Here is a 16,112-nt window from a genome sequence, read left to right on the forward strand (position 1 = left end):
GACCCTCCCGACCATATAGCACGCACATTCGATTTACGGGCGGGATCCACCTCCTTCACCCGAAGGAGTCACCGGACTATCGTCGGCGGCATGATTGATCATGTGCACGACCTGACCGCGGTACGTGAGGCGACCGACCGGCTGCTCGACGCGGTCGGCGAACTGGACAACGCGGCGGTCGCCGGGCCGTCACGGCTTCCCGGCTGGACCCGCGGCCACCTCCTGGCCCACCTCGCCCGCAACGCGGACGCCCTCGTGAACGTGCTCGAGGGCCGCCCCATGTACGCGAGCGCCGAGGCCCGCGACGCCGACATCGAGCGCGACGCCTCCCGCCCGCTCGACGCACACCTCGCCGACCTGCGCGAAAGCGCCGCCCGCTTCCAGCAGGCCACCGACGCGCCCGCCGACTGGACCCGCACGGTCACCCTGCGCAACGGCGTGACCGACCTCGCCGCCCGCGTCCCCTTCCGCCGCCTCGTCGAGGTGGAACTGCACCACGTCGACCTCGGCATCGGCTACGAGCCGGCGGACCTGCCCGCCGAATTCACCGCCCGCGAGATCGAGTTCCTCACCGAACGCTTCTCCGGCCACCCCGACGTCCCCGCCCTCCGGCTCACCGCGACCGACGGCGGCACCTGGAGCACCGGCCGCACGGAGGGCGAGCCCCTGACCGTCACCGGCACCGCCGCCGCCCTGATGTGCTGGCTCGCCGGCCGGCAGGGCGGCCCGGAACTCGAAACGGGTGGCGCTCCGCTCCCCGTTCTACCCCCGCTATAGGGTGATCCCCATGACGTACAGCGGAGCGGTAGAGGTCGGCGGACCTGCGGACGTACACGAGTTGGCCGATCTGATGATCTCGAAGGTCGCGGTCGGTCCGATGAACAACAACGCGTATCTGCTGCGTTGCCGGACCACGGACGAGCAGCTGCTGATCGACGCCGCCGCCGAGCCGCACACGCTGCTCACCCTGGTCGGCGACAGCGGCATCACCTCCGTGGTGACCACCCATCAGCACCCCGACCACTGGGGCGCGCTGCGCGAGGTGGTGGACGCCACCGGCGCCCGCACCTACGCGGGCCGCGAGGACGCCGACGGCATCCCGGTGCCCACGGACGTGCTCGTCGACGACGGCGACATCATCCGCGTCGGCCGGGTGGAGCTGACGGCCCGCCACCTGGTCGGCCACACCCCGGGCAGCATCGCGCTCGTCTACGACGACCCGCACGGCCACGCCCACGTCTTCACCGGCGACTGCCTCTTCCCCGGCGGCGTCGGCAACACCCACGACGACCCCAAGGCCTTCGTCAGCCTCATCGACGACGTCGAGACCAAGATCTTCGGCACGCTGCCGGACGAGACCTGGGTCTACCCGGGCCACGGCAACGACACCACCCTGGGCACCGAGCGCCCGCACCTCGCGGAGTGGCGCGAGCGCGGCTGGTGACCTCCCGGCACGACAAGGGGTAGCGCGCCTTCCGCACAGCAGGCGGAAGGCGCGATTCCTTTGCGCCCCCGGCAGCACTTCCGAGCGCCCCGTTTCCTGTGGGCCACCCGGAAGTTGGGCAGTACATGCATCGTGACCGTTCCCCGGCCATGTTCCGCCTGGCGGCCGCCTCCATGGCCGGCACCGCCATCGAGTTCTACGACTTCTTCGCCTACGGCACCGCGGCCGCCCTCGTCCTGGGCCCGCTGTTCTTCCCCACCGTCTCCCCCCTCCTCGGCACCCTGGCCGCCTTCGGCACCTTCGGCGTCGGCTTCATCGCCCGCCCGCTGGGATCCGTGCTCTTCGGCCACATCGGCGACCGGCTCGGCCGCCGCCCGGTGCTCATCTCCTCCCTGCTGCTGACGGGCATCGCGACCGTCACGGTCGGCCTCGTGCCCACCTACAAGGACATCGGCATTGCCGCCCCCGTCCTGCTGCTCCTCCTGCGCTTCCTGCAGGGCCTGGGGGTGGGCGGCGAGTGGGGCGGCGCCGTCCTGCTGACGGCCGAGCACGCACCCGCCCACCGCCGCGCACTGTGGGCGAGCATCCCCCAGATCGGCCCGACCCTGGGCTTCCTGCTCGCCAACGGCATCACCCTGACCCTGTCGACCACCCTCACCGACGCCCAGTTCCTGTCCTGGGGCTGGCGCGTACCGTTCTGGGCGGCGGGCGTCCTGGCGGCCGTCGGACTCCTGCTGCGCGCCCAGCTCACCGAGACACCGGACTTCCGCGCACTGACCGCGAACGACACCCGCTCCTCGCGGCCCTTCGCCGAGGTCGTACGCGGTCACTGGCGGCTCGTCCTGCTCACCGCCGGCGGACTGTCCATGGGCTACTCCGTCTTCTACACGGTCACCACCTGGTCCCTGGCCTACGGCACCGAACAGCTCGGCATCGACCGCACGGTCATGCTCGGCTGCATCATGGTGGCGGTGGCCGTCTCGGGCGCGGCCGCTCCCCTGGCCGCCGTGCTGGGCGACCGCTTCGGGCGCCGCCCGATGTGCCTGGTCGGCTGCACCGCCGTCGCGCTGTGGATGTTTCCGCTGATCGGTCTGTTGCGCACCGGCCGGCCCGCCCTGATGGTGCTGGGCTTCGTCGTCGCGATGCTGTCCTTCATGACCGCGTTCGGCGTCGTCGGCGCCTATCTGCCCGAGCTCTACGACGCCAGGGTGCGCTGCACGGGAGCGGCCGTCGGCTACAACCTGGCGGGGGTGCTGGGCGGCGCCCTCACCCCGCTGGTCGCGACCGCCTCGGCCCGGGGCGACGGGCCGCCCTGGGGCGTCGCCGTCTATCTGACCGGCATCGCCCTGGTCAGCCTGGCGTGCTTCCTGCTGCTTCCCGAGACCCGCCCCAGGGTCGCGGTGGCGGCGGCCCCCGACGCGGCACCCGCCTGAGCCGGAGGGAGCGCCCGCCCGTCAGACGCGGGCGCTCTCCCGCTCACCCTCCACCGCACCGGCCTCCGCGACGGCCGCCTCGGCCGCCTCGGCCCGCGCCTGCTTGGCGGAGGCCCGCAGGCTGGTGACGGTCGTGACGACCAGCACCGCGCAGATGACGCCGAGCGAGACCGGGATGCTGATCTCGGGGACCGCGACGCCGTTCTCGTGCAGGGCGTGCAGGACGAGCTTGACGCCGATGAAGCCGAGGATGACCGACAGGCCGTACGAGAGGTGGACCAGCTTCTTCAGCAGGCCGCCGATGAGGAAGTACAGCTGCCGCAGGCCCATGAGCGCGAAGGCGTTGGCGGTGAAGACGATGTACGGGTCCTGGGTGAGGCCGAAGATCGCCGGTATGGAGTCGAGCGCGAACAGCACGTCCGTGGTGCCGATCGCCAGCATGACGATCAGCATCGGGGTCATCAGCCGCTTGCCGTTCTCGGTGATGAACAGCTTGGTGCCGTGGTAGCGGTCGGTGGAGGGGAAGCGCCGCTCCACCAGCTTGAGAAAGCGGTTCTCCTCGAACTCCTCTTCCTCCTCGTCCGCCCGCGCCTCCTGGATGAGCTTCCACGCCGTCCAGACGAGGAAGGCGCCGAAGATGTAGAAGACCCAGGAGAAGTTGGCGATGATCGCCGCGCCCGCGCCGATGAAGCCGGCCCGCAGGACCAGGGCTATGAGCACGCCGACCATGAGCACCCGCTGCTGGTACACCGACGGCACCGCGAACTTCGCCATGATCAGGACGAACACGAAGAGGTTGTCGACGCTCAGCGACTTCTCGGTGATGAAGCCCGCGAAGAACTCGCCGGCCGGCTGTCCGCCGCCGAAGACCAGGAGCCCCAGCCCGAAGAGCCCGGCCAGGGCGACCCAGACCGCCGTCCAGATACCGGCCTCCTTGAGGGAGACCTCGTGCGGCTTGCGGCCCCCGATGAAGAAGTCGGCGGCCACGAGGGCGCACAGACCGAGGATGGTCAGGACCCACAGGGTCAGGGAGACGTCCACTGTTCCTCCGGTACGTCGTACGGGCGTACGGCAGTCCTCAGAACAGTACAGGAAAACCCAAGGAACAGTAAAGAGAAACCCAAAACCCCAGTTCAGACGGCGTGTCGTCGCGTCAGATGCCGTACGCCTTCCGCACCTGGCCGACCTGCCACAGCACCTGCCGCACCACATCGCTGCCCACGGGCACCGACGGGGGCTCGTACGTCCACGCGTGCCCCACCCACGGGTCGGCGAGGTGGTCGTCGGGCACCGGCGTGATCCGCAGCAAGGAGCGCCACAGCGGGTCCAGGACCGGCCCGTAGGCCCGTGCGTCCTCCCGGTCGGCGACCATCAGCAGGTGCACGCCCACGGACGGCCCCTCGTCCGCCAGGTAGCGCAGCTGCGTGACGGCGCGGTCGTCGAAGCCGTGCGGGAAGTCGTTGACGATCAGCAGCTGCTCGGAGGTGTCGAGGTCCGCCGGAAGCGAGTCCAGCGCACCGCTGCGGACCGCCATCTGCACCAGGTCCACGCGCCGCGTCAGCCGCGCCAGCACCTCGGTGACCCCGCGCGCCCCGGCCGCCGGCGGCTCGCGCAGCGCCCCGTACTCCAGCAGCGGGGCCAGCGCGGCCCCGGCCGTGCCGGCGGGGTCGATGACGTGCACCGAGTAGTCGCCCACGGGGTGGACGGCCAGGAGCCGCACGGCGTGGGCGACCGCGCAGTCCATCGCGAGCCTGCGCACCTCGGACGAATCCAGCAGACCGGCCTCGACACCGCCCTGGGAGCGCCCCGCGTCGACCCACAGCCCGCGCTCCAGCGGCAGCCGCACCAGCATGGGGATGCGCAGGTCCTTGCGCTCCGGCAGATGCAGGTCTCCCAGCCGCAGCGCCATGGGCCTCTCCAGCGGCACCTGGTAGCCCTGCCAGACGGGGCTGTCCCAGCGCGCGAAGGCGGGCGGCAGGGCGTGCTCGACGACCTCGGCCTCGGCGGCGAGCTGGGTCAGGTCCCGGTCGAGCGCGGCCCGCGCCTGGTCCACCAGCTGCGCCTGCTTGGCCCGCGCCTCCTGGCGGACCGCGTCGGCGGCGGGGCCGACGCGGGTGGCCGGGTCGGACAGCACCCGGTCCAGCTCCTGCTCCAGGCGCGACTCCGCGAAGTCGACCGCACTGCGGTAGGCGGCGGTCGTCCGGGCCAGGTCCTCGAACATGCCCCAGACCTGGTTGTAGAGCCGCTCGTCCATCGTCCAGCCCGTGGCGTCGCCCGCGACCGGCCGGGGCGGCTGCCCGGGCTCGGCGGGCGCGGCGACGGGGGCCGGGTCGGGAGGCGTGGAGGTCCGCCGGCCGGGGTGCCGGTAGCTGATCGGGCCGTCACCGGCAGAGGGCTGCGACGCGGCCGCCACGGAGTCGCCCGGCACGGGCCCCTGCGCGGCGTCCTGGCCGTGGCCGGCCGGACCCGCCACCGTATGGGCGTCCGCCGCCGCGCCGCCCCGGCGGGCCGCGCTCTCGCCCCCGGCGCGCTGCGCGGGCGGCACGGCGACCGCCTGGGCCATGCCCCGGGCGACGGCCTCCTCGATGCTCGCCGCCATCTCGACCGCACCGGGCAGCCCCTGGTCGTGCAGCATCGCGGCCAGGCCGTCCGCGTACCCCTGGCCGACGGCGCGCACCTTCCACGCGCCCTGCCGGCGGTACAGCTCCAGGGCGACCACCGCCGACTCGGCGCCCAGGTCGGTGATGGTGTAGCTGACGACCTCCTCGCCGTCGACGCCAGTGACCGCGAGGAACGGGGCCGCCATCGCGCCGAAGCGCGCCGCAGTGCCCGCGCCGGACGGCAGGGCGAGCAGCACGTTGACCCGGTGGGCGCCCTCGGGGAGGGCCTCCAGGTCGACGGCCAGCCGGTGCTCGGCGGCGGCCTGCCGGGACACCTCCAGGCCCGGGAGCCGCGGCGAGGCGGGGTGCGCGACCCACTCGGCGCCGGGGACCCTGCCGTCCGCGTCGCCGAGCGTCGCGCCCGCCACCACCGGTCGGCCCGCCGAGACCCGGATCTCCAGTCGGGTACCGGACAGCGGGTGGTTCTGCCCCCGCACCAGCTCGGCCGTCATCGCCGCTTCCCCCTTGTCATGTCGGCTCACTGTGCCGCGGGCCCGGCGGATGCCGCTCCGCCGGGCCCGGCTCGTACTGCTCTTGGGTCCGTACCGCTGTCGCCCTGGCCGGAGCCGGGACCGCTCGGCTACAGGGTGGCCTGGATCTCCGACAGCAGGTCCTGGAAGGTGCGGCCGTTGGCCGGCGTGCCGATCGCCGTCATCTGCCAGCCGTTGCCGACCCGGTGCACCTTCGCCATGATCTGCGCGGTGTACGGGCCGCCGCCGTCCAGGGTGTAGCGGGCCAGCTCCTGGCCCGTGCCCTCGTCGACCAGGCGGCAGAAGGCGTTGCGCACCTCGGCGAACGTCTGGCCGGTGAAGGAGTTCACCGTGAAGACGATCTGGTTGACGTGCACGGGCACGCGCTGCAGGTCGACGAGGATCGACTCGTCGTCACCGCCCTGGCCCGCGCCGCCGACCAGGTTGTCGCCGGTGTGGCGCACCGAGCCGTCCTTGCTCACCAGCTGCTGGAAGAAGGCCACGTCGACCGGCTGCTTGTCGGCGAAGAGCACCGCCGAGGCGTCGAGGTCGATCTCCTTCGTCCGCGTCCCGAACAGCCCGCGGCGAGGGGCCGCCTGCCAGCCCAGCCCCATCCGCACCGCGGTCAGGGTGCCCCCGTCGGCCTTCTGCAGGCTGATGCCCTGGCCCTTGGACAAGTTGACCGTCACGCGCAGTCCCTCTCTCGTTCGTTCGTCCCCGCGGCCACGCGTGCGCGTGGCCTCCTTGAACGACCCTATGCACTGCCGGGGAGCGGGTACTCACCCGAGGGGGGTTTGTGGCGGTCTTGCAACATGCCCGCTCACCGTCGCGTACCCTGCCCCGCCCACCCCCTTCGCCCCGCACGTCCCGCGTGCGGGCCCAACCGCCCGGCCGTCAGGCCAGGCCCGCCTCCCGCATCTGCCGCAGCTCCTTCTTCAGCTCGCCCACCTCGTCGCGCAGCCGCGCCGCGACCTCGAACTGCAGCTCCGCGGCCGCGGCCCGCATGCGGTCGGTCATCTCCTCGATGAGCTGCGCCAGTTCCGCGGCAGGCCGGTCCGTCGCGACCACCGCTTCCTTCGCCTTGCCCTTGGCCTTCGCCTTGCCCTTGGCGCCCGCGCCGGACGCCACCGTGGGCACGGGGGCCTTGCCCTTGTCCTTGCCGGTCTGGCGGAAGCCCGAACCCAGGAGTTCCTGGGTGTCGATCTCCTCGCGGGCGAGCGTGGCGACGATGTCGCCGATCTTCTTGCGGAGCGGCTGGGGGTCGATCCCCCGCTCCGTGTTGTACGCGATCTGCTTCTCGCGGCGGCGGTTGGTCTCCTCGATGGCCTTCTCCATCGCGGGAGTGATCTTGTCGGCGTACATGTGCACCTGGCCGGAGACATTGCGCGCCGCGCGGCCGATGGTCTGGATCAGGGACGTCCCGGATCGCAGGAAGCCCTCCTTGTCGGCGTCCAGGATGGCCACCAGGGACACCTCGGGGAGGTCGAGGCCCTCACGGAGCAGGTTGATGCCCACCAGGACGTCGTACTCGCCGGCCCGCAGCTCGCGCAGCAGCTCGACGCGGCGCAGCGTGTCGACGTCGCTGTGCAGATAGCGCACCTGGATGCCCAGCTCCAGGAAGTAGTCCGTGAGGTCCTCGGCCATCTTCTTGGTCAGCGTGGTGACCAGGACGCGCTCGTCGCGCTCGGTCCGGGTGCGGATCTCGTGCACCAGGTCGTCGATCTGGCCCTCGGTCGGCTTGACGACGACCTCGGGGTCGACCAGGCCGGTGGGACGGATGATCTGCTCCACGAAGCCGTCGCCGCGCGAGAGCTCGTACTTGCCGGGCGTCGCGGAGAGGTAGACGGTCTGGCCGATGCGCTCGGTGAACTCCTCCCACTTCAGCGGGCGGTTGTCCATGGCCGACGGCAGGCGGAAGCCGTGCTCGACGAGGGTGCGCTTGCGCGAGGCGTCGCCCTCGTACATGGCGCCGATCTGGGGGACGGTGACGTGCGACTCGTCGATGACGAGGAGGAAGTCCTCGGGGAAGTAGTCGAGGAGGGTGTTCGGCGGGGAGCCCGGCTCACGGTCGTCCATGTGCAGCGAGTAGTTCTCGATGCCGGAGCAGGAACCGACCTGACGCATCATCTCGATGTCGTAGGTCGTCCGCATGCGCAGCCGCTGCGCCTCCAGGAGCTTGCCCTGCTTCTCCATGCGGGCGAGGGTCTCCTCCAGCTCGGCCTCGATCCCCGCGATGGCCTTCTCCATGCGCTCGGCACCGGCGATGTAGTGGCTGGCGGGGAAGACGTACAGCTCCTGGTCGTCGGAGATGACCTCACCGGTGAGCGGGTGGAGCGTGGACAGCGCCTCGATCTCGTCGCCGAACATCTCGATGCGGACGGCCAGCTCCTCGTAGACCGGGAAGATCTCGATGGTGTCGCCGCGCACGCGGAACGTGCCCCGGGTGAAGGCCATGTCGTTGCGCGTGTACTGGATCTCCACGAAGCGGCGCAGCAGCTGGTCCCGGTCGATCTCCTGACCGACCTTGAGCGGCACCATGCGGTCCACGTACTCCTGCGGCGTGCCCAGGCCGTAGATGCAGGACACGGACGCCACCACGACGACGTCGCGCCGGGTGAGCAGCGAGTTCGTCGCCGAGTGGCGCAGCCGCTCGACCTCTTCGTTGATCGAGGAGTCCTTCTCGATGTACGTGTCCGACTGCGGGACGTACGCCTCGGGCTGGTAGTAGTCGTAGTACGAGACGAAGTACTCGACCGCGTTGTTGGGCAGGAGCTCGCGGAACTCGTTGGCCAGCTGGGCCGCGAGCGTCTTGTTGGGCGCCATGACGAGCGTCGGCCGCTGGAGCTTCTCGATCATCCACGCGGTGGTCGCCGACTTTCCGGTGCCGGTGGCACCGAGCAGGACGACGTCCTTCTCCCCCGCCCGGATGCGCTGCTCGAGCTCGGCGATGGCCGTGGGCTGGTCGCCGCTGGGCTGGTAGGAGCTGACGACCTCGAAGGGCGCCACCTTGCGTTCGATCTTGGATACGGGCCGCATGAGACCACCGTACGGCCCACCACTGACAACGGCCTCGCCCCTGGGGTTCCGCCCCTGTTTTCCGGGGCGAACGCCCGGCGAAAAGTCGGCAAAGGGTGCCGTCTGCGGGTGCCCCGCCCGTCGCGGCCCAGTAGGAGTTTCGTGTACGACTTTCCGTGCACGCCGTACGACTTTCCGTACACGAGGCCCGGGGCGCCGCCGGCCCGGGCCCGGACGCCGCGAGGAGCCCTTATGCGCATCCGCACCGTCTCCGCCGTGACCAGCGCACTTCTCGGCCTGTCCCTCACGACGCTCGCCTCCGCGTCCACGGTCGGCCTCGTCGCCACTCCCGCGCACGCCACGGCCGGCGATCCGGCCGTACCGGTGGCCATCGGGCACCGGGGGGTGCCGGTCCAGGCGCCGGAGAACACCCTGGCCTCGATCGACAGAGCGGCCCGGCTGGGCGTCGAGTGGGTGGAGAACGACGTCCAGCGCACCAAGGACGGCGCCCTGGTCGTCATGCACGACACCACCCTGGAGCGCACCACCGACGTCAAGCGCCGGTATCCGCGGCGCGCGCCCTGGAAGATCGCGGACTTCACGCTCGCCGAGATCGAGAAGCTGGACGCGGGCAGCTGGTACGGCCGGCGCTTCGCCGGCGAGCGGGTGCCCACCCTCGGCCGCTATCTGCAGCGGGTCGACCGCAACGGCCAGAAGCTGCTGCTGGAGGTCAAGGCCCCGGAGCTGTACCCGGGCATCGAGCGGCAGATGGTGGCGGAGCTGCGGCGGGCGGGCTGGCTGGACAGCCGGCACGTCAAGAGCCGACTCGTCGTCCAGAGCTTCGACGCCTCGTCCCTGAAGACGCTCCACAAGCTCCGCCCGGACATCAAGAAGGGCTTCCTGGGCGCCCCGAAGCCCGCCGAGCTCCGCACGTACGCCGCCTTCGCCGACCAGATCAACCCGAACCACAAGAGCGTCACCGCCGCCTGGGTACGCTCCGTGCACGCGCTCAAGGGCCCGCACGGACGGCGTCTGGAGGTCTCGGCATGGACCGTCGACGACGGCGACCGGGCGGTCTCCCTGGCCCACATGGGCGTGGACGGCATCATCAGCAACGCCCCCCACGTCGTCGCCGACGCGCTGGCCGAGGACGCCGGCGACCCGACGTTCCTGTCGGACCCCTCCGAGCTGTCCGGCTTCCCCGGCCTGACCGAGGCGGCCGCGGTCCTGGACTCCACCCTCTGAACCGCCCCGGAGACACCGGCAGGGGACGCTCTACGCTGGATGACGTGACGGAATCCGAGCGCCCCCTGCCGGCCACCCCCCGGGCGTGGGCCTGGACGACGATCGATACGCCCGTGGGCCCCCTGGGACTGGCCGCGACCGCGGACGGCCTGCTCAACGTCGTCTTCCACGCCGACGCCCCTCTCGCCGCCCGCTGCGTCGACCGGCTGACCGGCGTCCTGGGCTCCGCCCCCGCCGCCCCGCCCTCCCCCTGCCACGACGTCCTGGCCGAGGCGACGGCGCAGCTGCGGGCCTATTTCGACGGCCGTCTGCACACCTTCACCCTGCCGTTGGACTGGTCCCTGACCTCCGGCTTCAACCGCCGCACTCTCCGCGAGCTCCTCGACCACGTCCCCTACGGCACCCTGGTCGCCTACCAGGACCTGGCCGACCGGGTGGGCGAGCCCGGTGCCGCCCGGGCCGTGGGCGCGGCCATGGGCAGCAATCCGCTGCCCGTCGTCGTGCCCTGCCACCGGGTCGTCGAGAGCAACGGCGGCCTGGGCGGCTTCGGCCCCGGCCTGGAGGCCAAGCGCACCCTCCTGGCACTCGAAGGCGTCCTTCCGCAACCGCTGTTCTGACGGCTCCGGCGCCTGGGCCGGAGCTGATTGTCAGTGGCACGTCCTAGCGTTCCCCTCACTGCAGACCGGTCGCCGCGACCGGCGGGGAGAGGGGCATTGCCATGTCGTCGGACACCACGTATCTGGAGCTGTCCCAGGACGGCGGCGGGGCGCACAAGTTCTACGAAGTCGCCGTCGACGGCACGACGGTGACGGTGCGCTACGGACGGATCGGCGCGGCCGGGCAGGTCCAGACGTCCGCGTTCCCGACCGTGGAGAAGGCACGGGCCGCCGCCGCCAAGAAGGTGGGCGAGAAGGTCCGCAAGGGCTACGCGCCCGCCGTGCGGGGCGGCCGCGCGGCCCGCGCGGTGACGCGCCGCCAGGTCGCCTCCGCGCCCTCCACCGCCCGGGCCGTGGCACCGGTGCTGTGGCGGTTCCGCACGGGAGCGGCCGCGTTCGGCATCCACATCGGCGAGGACCGCTGCTGGGTCGGCAATCAGTCCGGCGACGTCTACACCCTCGGCCACGACGGCGAGGTACTGGCCCGCTACCAGCTGCCGGACGGCGTGAAGTGCCTGGTGGCCGACGACTTCTGGATCTACGCGGGCTGCGACGACGGCACCGTCTACGACCTCTCCAGCAAGCTGCCGTTCGCCGCCTACGAGATCGCCTCCGACGTCGACATCTTCTGGCTCGACATCCACGAGGGCATCCTCAACGTGGCCGACCGCGACGGCGGCCTGACCGTCATCGACCACGAGGACGAGTACCAGTGGTCGCGCAAGAGCACCGGAAACCACGCCTGGATGGTGCGCCGGGACGAACGCGCCGTCTACCACGGCCACGGGCGCGGCGTGACGGCCTACGCCCAGGACGGCGGCCGCGAGCTGTGGCACACCCCGACCAACGGCTCCGTGCTCTTCGGCTGGCAGGAGGACCACTCCGTCTACGCCGGCACCCACCACAACGTCGTCCAGCGCCTGTCCAAGGCCAGTGGCGCCGTCGAGGCGACGTACCGCTGCGACGCCGCCGTCTACTCCTGCGCCACCGCCCCGGGCGGCCGCTACGTCTTCGCCGGCGACTCCGCCTCCTCCGTCTACTGCTTCGCCGCCGACGGCACCCGCCTGTGGAAGCTGGGCACGGGCGGCGGCTCGGCCCTGTCCATGCAGTACCTCGGCGAGAAGCTGTACATGGTCACCACGGACGGCTCCCTGGTCTGCGTCGACGCCACGGAGGCCGCCATCACCGCCGCCCAGTCCGGCACCGTCCCCGTCCCCCTGGACGTCAAGTCCGCCGCCGCCCTGCCCACGTACGCCCCGTCCGCCACCGTCCGGACGGTCGCCACCCCGCCCGCCTCGGGCATCGTGGTCGAATGCGTCCAGGAAGCCGGCCGCCTCCGCGTCCACGTCGTCTCGGGCGGCTACGACCCCACCTGGAACGTCCAGTTCCCCCGCCACATACGCCAGCCCGGCGCCCGCTACGTCGTCGAGGCTCTCTCCCCCGCCGCGTCCGGCTTCTACCGCGTCCGCGGCGAGATCCAGCGCCTGCTCTGAACCGGGCCAGCCCCCTCCCCCGGGAAGGGTGGATCCTGGGAGGAGGAGATGGTGCGCCATGCGTACGGGCAACGAACCGATCACCGCCCGCAGCCCCCTACGGCTGCGCTGCGCCCTGGCCTCCTTCGGCCTCGTCTGGGCCCTGGCCGGAACCCTCCTCTTCACGGCCGCCGGCCACCCGGGGTGGGCGATCGCCTGCGGGGTGCTGGCAGCGGTGGCGGCCACCGACCTGGCCCTCGTGATCCGGCACATCCGGCAGGGCCCGCACTACCAGCCGGGGCGGGACGTCCCGCCGTACGAGCCGGTCAAGGACAAGAAGCCCGAGCGGTAGGGCCTGGGGTCTGGGCGGCAAGCCGGCGGGCCCCGCTCAGGACTCCTCGGCGTCCAGGGAGCTACGGGCGTCCGCCAGGCAGCGTCGGCGTTCCTCTTCGGGCATGCCCTCCCACGCCTTGTGCGCCACGTGGGCGTGCTCGCCCAGCGCGTCCGCGTAAGCCCCCACCCGCACGGCCTCGCGCAGGCCGACCCGGCCGGAGAGGACGTCACGCGCCATCTCCTGGAGGACGTCGCCCGCCCCGCCGGCGGCCAGATGCTGCAGGGCCTTGTGGACGACTCGGGCCTGCTCGCGGTCCCTGCCCGGAGCCAGGAACTCTTCGAACCCCACCTCTTGTTCAGGCATGCGCCCTCCTGTCTCAGACCGCCGGGTGGTCATAGCCCGCCCGTGGCAGTGGAAACGCGTTGAGTTTCGCCATGACTTCGCCGCCGATATGTCCCATGACCGCGTAACCGCTGTTCACGGCCAGCTGGGCGGCGCTGATGAGCCGGGTCATCCGCTGCCACTCCTTGAGAATGACCTGGGCTTCCATCGCCCCGATGGCGTAGCCCATCGCTGCGGCGCACCCGGTCCAGCCGAGCGCTGCGGTAGCCGCTGCCGTGATGGACATGGTCACCAGGGCATCGACCATCGCGCTGATGCATCCTCCGATCGCCTGACCGGTAAGCGAGATCGACTGCGCGACGGCGCGGTACTCGTCGCCCATCCTGTCCAGCGCTTCCCGCACGTCCTCGAGGTTCTTCCGCAAGGCGTCGAAGTAGAGGAGTGCGGCTTCGGCGGCGTTGCCGTCCCACGTCCTGGCGATGCCTCTGCCGCCGGACTCGACGTTGCGCGCCACAGCGCCGCATGCCTGGCCCATGCGCTGCCACGACTCGGCGCATTTGGCGTAGGCCGCCCAGTCTCCGGCCAGCTGCTCCTGGGCCCATTCGACGGGGTTCCTCGGCAGCATCAGCTCGGCCAGCTTGAGAAACCACCCACCCGGACTCAAGAAATCACAGACCGCGTTGACCGACAGCAGCGGATCGGTGAACTCCTCCGGCTTCCGCGGCGGAACGAGATACTCCGTAGGCTGCACCACATCGGTGAATTGCACGGCAGGTCAGCGCCTCTCCCGCGCGTACCCGGCGTCCAGGGAAGCGGCCACAGCGTGATCGGTGCGGCGGTAGTAAGTGGCAGCGGCACGCAGCTCTTGTGAGGACTCCGTCAGGATGCCGGAGAGATGCTTCAGAGCCTGCAGTACCTCGTGGCGTAATCCGTCGTGACCATCGACGGCAAAGGCGAAGAGCCCATTCTGCCGGGCGGTGATGCGCGTGAACTTCCCGGCATAGTTCAGCACTTCCCGTGAGTCTTCGGCACCCCGGTAGATCTGACGCGCGAAGGCTTCCAACTGTCCTGAGTCAACCCGCAGTTCCATCCGATCACCCTCCCGGCGCGAAGCATGCCGATCCATCAGTGAGAAATGAGCGCCAGTACGACGCACAGCACCAGGCCCGCGAGCCCTACCCTCCGCAGCCACCTGAGACAGTCCGCGACCGCCGGCTGCATACGCAGCAATGACTTGACTGCATCGAGTTCCTGCAGCGTTTTCGCATGAATCCCGACGATGGCGGTCACCATCCCCAGGCAGACAAGAAGAGCCCCGCCGAAGGCGCAGGCCAGCCAGATCCAGAACACACGCCAGCCGATGACGTAGTACTCGGAGTCCTCGCGGTACACCCGTACTCGCTCACCTGGCACGTAGAAGCCCTTGAGCTCGGCATCGTCGCGTACGGTCCGCCCGTTCTCCGCCCGGTAGAGGCCGACGCACACGTCCCGGTCGCCGTCACCGTGCCGCGCATGCGTGGTGCGCACCCAGCAGCGCTCCACGGTCAGGGTGCCCTTGTCGGTCACGTACCCTGCGGCTTTCTCCGCCTGCGCGACCGAGAGGGCGGCTGACAACAGGCCGAGGAGCACCCAGCTCCCGCCCAGGGCCCGGGCCTTGTACCGGGGCCCGGACGGGGGCGCGACGGGGCTGACACCGAGCAGTTCCGGCATGGCCATGGACGGTCTCCTGGGGGCGGCCCGACAAGCAAGATCGAGACGGCCACGCTATGCACGGACGAGCGGGGCAAGCGCACACCGCTCCCCCTGCGACCCCGCCCCGCACAGGACCCTCAGCCCCAAAACACCTGTATGCAGCGTTTCTCCAGAGGCAGCACGCGGCAAAGGAGCCCCTCACACCCCTCACCCGATAGGACGAACCGATCAGTCCACCGGCCGCACACCGCACCCCTGCCCGAGCCGGGATCGGTCCGAGCTCAGCCCCTCTCCCCGAACCGGGCCGCCGCCACGAAGTCCGGGCGGGGGTCCAGGGCCGCGGCGAGGCGGAAGTGGCGGAGGGCTTCGGTGGGGCGGGCGGCGCGTTGGAGGGTACGGGCCAGGGCGAAGTGGGCGAAGGCGTTGTCCGGCTCGCGTTCGAGGACGAGCTGGAATTCGAGCTCGGCGGGGCGGAGTTGCGCGCTCGCGAAGAAGGCGCGGGCGCGCAGCAGACGGGCCGCGGTGTTCTCGGGGTGGACGGAGATGACGGAGTCGAGCAGCTTGATGGCGCCGCGCGGGTCACCGGCGTCCAGCAGGTGCTCGGCAGCCCGGAAGTCGATCACGTGGGTCTCAGGCGTCGTCCGCTCGGTCACGTCCGTGTCCTTTCACCGCAGAATCCACTACAGCACACACTGCAGAGCCGGCCGCAGCCTCGCTACAGCACGCAGCAGCACTGCGCCACAACGTCTGCGCGCTACGACCTATTCCGCAGTTCCTCCCACACCGCCCGGACCCTGGGCTCCAGCTCCTCCAGCGGGCCGTCGTTGTCGATGACCAGGTCGGCGACGGCCAGCCGCTGCTCGCGGGTGGCCTGGGCCGCCATGCGGGCGCGGGCCTCGTCGGGGGTCATGCCGCGCATGCGCACCAGCCGGTCGAGGCGGGTCTCGGTGGAGGCGTCCACGACCAGGACGAGGTCGTACAGGGGCGCCAGCGCGTTCTCGGCGAGCAGGGGGACGTCATGGACGACGACGGCGTCCGGGCCCGCCGCGGATTCCAGCTCGGCGGAGCGGGCCCGCACCAGGGGGTGCACGATGGCGTTGAGGGCGGCGAGCCGGTCCGTGTCGGCGAAGACGATCGCGCCGAGCTTGGGACGGTCGAGCGCGCCCTCGGAGGTGAGGACCCCGGGGCCGAACTCGGCGACCACCGCCGCCAGTCCGGGCGTGCCCGGCGCCACCACTTCCCGTGCGATCTTGTCGGAGTCGACGAGCACCGCTCCGTAGGAGACGAGGAGCCGCGACACCTCGCTCTTGCCGGCGCCGATTCCGCCGGTGAGGCCCACCTTCAGCATG

Annotated in this window: 17 protein-coding genes; 7 read left to right on the forward strand and 10 right to left on the reverse strand. The window is 71.3% G+C overall.

What is annotated here, in order from left to right; all coding sequences use genetic code 11:
• Positions 1–90: 90 nt before the first annotated feature.
• From AB0G59_RS19070 to AB0G59_RS19080, 3 genes are all read left to right on the forward strand, one after another.
• Positions 91–777: a maleylpyruvate isomerase family mycothiol-dependent enzyme gene (locus AB0G59_RS19070; RefSeq protein WP_360912993.1), complete on the forward strand. Its 687-nt coding sequence runs from the start codon at positions 91–93 to the stop codon at positions 775–777.
• A 10-nt stretch (positions 778–787) separates the two neighbouring features.
• Positions 788–1,444, forward strand: coding sequence for an MBL fold metallo-hydrolase (locus tag AB0G59_RS19075; RefSeq protein WP_360912995.1), 657 nt, complete (start codon positions 788–790; stop codon positions 1,442–1,444).
• Between the two features lie 125 nt (positions 1,445–1,569).
• On the forward strand, positions 1,570–2,877 hold the full coding sequence (locus AB0G59_RS19080; RefSeq protein ID WP_360912997.1) for an MFS transporter: 1,308 nt from the start codon (positions 1,570–1,572) through the stop codon (positions 2,875–2,877).
• A gap of 21 nt (positions 2,878–2,898) precedes the next feature.
• Here the strand turns inward: AB0G59_RS19080 and AB0G59_RS19085 are convergent, their stop codons facing one another.
• The 4 genes from AB0G59_RS19085 to uvrB form a co-directional block, all read right to left on the reverse strand.
• The gene (locus AB0G59_RS19085) at positions 2,899–3,918 is read right to left on the reverse strand and encodes a TerC family protein (RefSeq protein WP_360912999.1); all 1,020 of its coding nucleotides are present in this window, start codon (positions 3,916–3,918) and stop codon (positions 2,899–2,901) included.
• A 112-nt stretch (positions 3,919–4,030) separates the two neighbouring features.
• Complete coding sequence (locus AB0G59_RS19090) at positions 4,031–5,989, reverse strand: TerD family protein (protein WP_360913001.1); 1,959 nt, start codon at positions 5,987–5,989, stop codon at positions 4,031–4,033.
• Between the two features lie 128 nt (positions 5,990–6,117).
• On the reverse strand, positions 6,118–6,696 hold the full coding sequence (locus AB0G59_RS19095; RefSeq protein ID WP_071961667.1) for a TerD family protein: 579 nt from the start codon (positions 6,694–6,696) through the stop codon (positions 6,118–6,120).
• Positions 6,697–6,901: 205 nt separating this feature from the next.
• Positions 6,902–9,043, reverse strand: coding sequence for an excinuclease ABC subunit UvrB (gene uvrB, locus AB0G59_RS19100; RefSeq protein WP_360913003.1), 2,142 nt, complete (start codon positions 9,041–9,043; stop codon positions 6,902–6,904).
• A 231-nt stretch (positions 9,044–9,274) separates the two neighbouring features.
• Here uvrB and AB0G59_RS19105 point away from each other — a divergent pair, with 231 nt between their 5' ends.
• The 4 genes from AB0G59_RS19105 to AB0G59_RS19120 all read left to right on the forward strand — a co-directional run bounded on the left by AB0G59_RS19105 (position 9,275) and on the right by AB0G59_RS19120 (position 12,747).
• Positions 9,275–10,267, forward strand: coding sequence for a glycerophosphodiester phosphodiesterase family protein (locus AB0G59_RS19105; protein WP_360913005.1), 993 nt, complete (start codon positions 9,275–9,277; stop codon positions 10,265–10,267).
• A gap of 44 nt (positions 10,268–10,311) precedes the next feature.
• On the forward strand, positions 10,312–10,884 hold the full coding sequence (locus tag AB0G59_RS19110; RefSeq protein WP_360913007.1) for a methylated-DNA--[protein]-cysteine S-methyltransferase: 573 nt from the start codon (positions 10,312–10,314) through the stop codon (positions 10,882–10,884).
• Between the two features lie 101 nt (positions 10,885–10,985).
• On the forward strand, positions 10,986–12,416 hold the full coding sequence (locus AB0G59_RS19115) for a WGR domain-containing protein (RefSeq protein WP_360913009.1): 1,431 nt from the start codon (positions 10,986–10,988) through the stop codon (positions 12,414–12,416).
• Between the two features lie 58 nt (positions 12,417–12,474).
• Positions 12,475–12,747 carry a DUF6343 family protein gene (locus AB0G59_RS19120; RefSeq protein ID WP_360913011.1) on the forward strand — a complete coding sequence of 91 codons (273 nt, stop codon included), beginning with the start codon at positions 12,475–12,477 and terminating at the stop codon, positions 12,745–12,747.
• 36 nt (positions 12,748–12,783) lie between these two features.
• Here the strand turns inward: AB0G59_RS19120 and AB0G59_RS19125 are convergent, their stop codons facing one another.
• From AB0G59_RS19125 to coaE, 6 genes are all read right to left on the reverse strand, one after another.
• The gene (locus AB0G59_RS19125; RefSeq protein WP_360913013.1) at positions 12,784–13,092 is read right to left on the reverse strand and encodes a hypothetical protein; all 309 of its coding nucleotides are present in this window, start codon (positions 13,090–13,092) and stop codon (positions 12,784–12,786) included.
• A 13-nt stretch (positions 13,093–13,105) separates the two neighbouring features.
• Positions 13,106–13,840, reverse strand: a complete 735-nt coding sequence (locus AB0G59_RS19130; protein ID WP_360913015.1) for a hypothetical protein — start codon at positions 13,838–13,840, stop codon at positions 13,106–13,108.
• A 6-nt stretch (positions 13,841–13,846) separates the two neighbouring features.
• Positions 13,847–14,161, reverse strand: a complete 315-nt coding sequence (locus AB0G59_RS19135) for a type VII secretion target (protein ID WP_360913017.1) — start codon at positions 14,159–14,161, stop codon at positions 13,847–13,849.
• 35 nt (positions 14,162–14,196) lie between these two features.
• Positions 14,197–14,787: a hypothetical protein gene (locus tag AB0G59_RS19140; protein WP_360913019.1), complete on the reverse strand. Its 591-nt coding sequence runs from the start codon at positions 14,785–14,787 to the stop codon at positions 14,197–14,199.
• Positions 14,788–15,044: 257 nt separating this feature from the next.
• On the reverse strand, positions 15,045–15,416 hold the full coding sequence (locus tag AB0G59_RS19145) for a tetratricopeptide repeat protein (protein WP_360913021.1): 372 nt from the start codon (positions 15,414–15,416) through the stop codon (positions 15,045–15,047).
• A 101-nt stretch (positions 15,417–15,517) separates the two neighbouring features.
• Positions 15,518–16,111, reverse strand: a complete 594-nt coding sequence (gene coaE, locus AB0G59_RS19150) for a dephospho-CoA kinase (protein ID WP_360913023.1) — start codon at positions 16,109–16,111, stop codon at positions 15,518–15,520.
• Position 16,112: the final 1 nt, after the last annotated feature.

The organism is Streptomyces sp. NPDC021096, from assembly GCF_040641275.1.
Classification (GTDB): Bacteria; Actinomycetota; Actinomycetes; order Streptomycetales; family Streptomycetaceae; genus Streptomyces.

Bases quoted from the DNA above. Each gene is read 5' to 3' on its own strand.
- AB0G59_RS19070 (WP_360912993.1), top strand. From the start codon at position 91: ATGATTGATCATGTGCACGACCTGACCGCGGTACGTGAGGCGACCGAC.
- AB0G59_RS19075 (WP_360912995.1), top strand. From the start codon at position 788: ATGACGTACAGCGGAGCGGTAGAGGTCGGCGGACCTGCGGACGTACAC.
- AB0G59_RS19080 (WP_360912997.1), top strand. From the start codon at position 1,570: ATGCATCGTGACCGTTCCCCGGCCATGTTCCGCCTGGCGGCCGCCTCC.
- AB0G59_RS19090 (WP_360913001.1), bottom strand. From the start codon at position 5,989: ATGACGGCCGAGCTGGTGCGGGGGCAGAACCACCCGCTGTCCGGTACC.
- uvrB (WP_360913003.1), bottom strand. From the start codon at position 9,043: ATGCGGCCCGTATCCAAGATCGAACGCAAGGTGGCGCCCTTCGAGGTC.
- AB0G59_RS19105 (WP_360913005.1), top strand. From the start codon at position 9,275: ATGCGCATCCGCACCGTCTCCGCCGTGACCAGCGCACTTCTCGGCCTG.
- AB0G59_RS19115 (WP_360913009.1), top strand. From the start codon at position 10,986: ATGTCGTCGGACACCACGTATCTGGAGCTGTCCCAGGACGGCGGCGGG.
- AB0G59_RS19120 (WP_360913011.1), top strand. From the start codon at position 12,475: ATGCGTACGGGCAACGAACCGATCACCGCCCGCAGCCCCCTACGGCTG.
- AB0G59_RS19125 (WP_360913013.1), bottom strand. From the start codon at position 13,092: ATGCCTGAACAAGAGGTGGGGTTCGAAGAGTTCCTGGCTCCGGGCAGG.
- AB0G59_RS19135 (WP_360913017.1), bottom strand. From the start codon at position 14,161: ATGGAACTGCGGGTTGACTCAGGACAGTTGGAAGCCTTCGCGCGTCAG.
- AB0G59_RS19140 (WP_360913019.1), bottom strand. From the start codon at position 14,787: ATGGCCATGCCGGAACTGCTCGGTGTCAGCCCCGTCGCGCCCCCGTCC.
- coaE (WP_360913023.1), bottom strand. From the start codon at position 16,111: ATGCTGAAGGTGGGCCTCACCGGCGGAATCGGCGCCGGCAAGAGCGAG.